The sequence below is a fragment of the Parasutterella secunda genome, assembly GCF_016901835.1.
In the GTDB taxonomy this organism is placed as follows: Bacteria; Pseudomonadota; Gammaproteobacteria; order Burkholderiales; family Burkholderiaceae_F; genus Aphodousia; species Aphodousia faecavium.
On record NZ_JACJKX010000034.1, the window covers coordinates 1 to 1,904 of the forward strand.

1 protein-coding gene is annotated in these 1,904 nt (G+C 47.2%); it reads left to right on the plus strand.

The window, feature by feature from the left end; all coding sequences use genetic code 11:
* Positions 1-539: 539 nt before the first annotated feature.
* A complete protein-coding gene (gene ltrA, locus H5985_RS09200) occupies positions 540-1,823 on the plus strand; it encodes a group II intron reverse transcriptase/maturase (protein WP_205051013.1) in 1,284 nt (427 codons plus the stop codon).
* Positions 1,824-1,904: the final 81 nt, after the last annotated feature.

Genomic DNA, 1,904 nt, shown 5'->3' on the forward strand with positions numbered 1-1,904 from the left:
TTTGTGTGCCTGGCATGGCACTTAATCTAACGGGTGAAAGTCCCGAGGGCGGTAAGTAGCGACAAGCCCATAGCTAACGGCAAGGGTGTCCACTGCGAGGTGGAATCTGAAAGAAGCCCGAGGCAAACCTTTGATCCGACGAACAGAAACTTCGTCAGGCATATGCAAGTGGATAAAGCTGCAAAACAAGCTGAAGTCCTAAAGCTACTCGGAACTTGCGGTGTAAACGAAGCGGATACACGAAGGGAAAGATTAAGTCCTTACCCAGGGAGGGCTCTCAGACATGACCCCACAACACTCGGTCATGGAGTAAAGCTTACTGAGAGCAGTCAGCAGAAGCCATAGTAACAAGTGGATGGCACTTGCGAAGGGCGGAAATTAATAACGGAGGCACCTGAAGTAGCTTCGCAGATGGAGACTTGGAAGATCGTAAGATCACCAATGTGAGAGTATCGACGGAATCGAGAGGGTAACAGTGGTCAAGGAATCTGCTGAGAGACAACAAAGGATAAATGCCACCACGTAACAGAGTAGAACGGATGGTTACACTGGAAGCCATATTGGAACGCAACAACCTCAACCAAGCTTGGAAGAGGGTGGTTGCCAACAAGGGAAGTGCCGGAGTGGATGGGATGGAGGTCCAGGACCTCTTGCCCCACCTGCTCGAGCATGGCCCCGAACTGGTGCAATCCATAAAAGAGGGGCGATACAAACCCCAACCCGTGCTACGAGTACTCATTCCAAAAGAGGAAAAAGGTAAATTCAGACCACTGGGCATCCCGACGGCAGTCGATCGATTGGTACAACAAGCCGTGCAACAAAAACTGAGCGAAGAGTATGAAAAGGTATTCTCCGACAGCAGTCACGGCTTCAGACCGAACCGAAGCTGTCAGACGGCAATTGAACAGAGTCTGAAATTAGCCAATGAAGGGTACGTGTGGGTTGTAGATCTGGATTTAGCAAAATTCTTTGACACGGTAAACCACTCGAAATTGCTCCAACTTTTATCGGAGCGGATTAAGGATGGTCAAGTCATATCGCTGATTCATAAATTTCTGAGAGCCCCCGTATTGGAAGATGGGAAAACCATGCCTAATACGATAGGCACCCCGCAGGGAGGACCGATTTCCCCAACCTTAGCCAATATCATGCTAAATGAATTGGATAAGAAGTTGGAAGAGAGAGGGCACCCATTTGTGCGCTACGCGGACGATATGATGATTTTCTGCAAAAGCAGAAAATCGGCAGAAAGGACGCTTGCAAACATCAAGCCTTTCATTGAAAAGAAACTCTTTCTGAAGCTGAACGAAGACAAAACTAAGATCCGATACATTGGTAGTACTGATGTGAAATTTCTTGGATTTGGCTTCTACGTGACAAAGGAAGGGACAATCAAAGCAAGACCACATCAGAAGTCGAAAGACAAATGTATAAAGCGATTGAAGGAAATAACAAACCGAAGTCGAGGACAAAGCCTGGAAGCCTTCAGAAAACAGCTTTCGGAGTTTGTGCGAGGCTGGGTTAATTACTTTCTGAGAAGTGATATGACAATGTTTGTCCGCGACACTGATCAATGGTTAAGACGTCGGATACGTCAAATCTACTGGAAGCAATGGAAAAAGGTTAGGACGAAATACCATGCATTGCAGAAACTAGGTCTATCTCCATCGATAGCCTGGCAGTATGCGAACAGCCGTAAATCGTACTGGCACATAGCTAACAGTCGAATCTTGGCGACGACGCTAACCAATCGATTTCTTCGAGAAATGGGATGGGTCTGTCTTGGTAACGTATATAAGAAGCGTGACCAGGGATGTTATTAATAACCGCCCACTACGGATCCGTACGGTGGGTGGTGTGGAAGGACGGTAGGCAGAATAACTACCTACCTCCTATCCGATTAA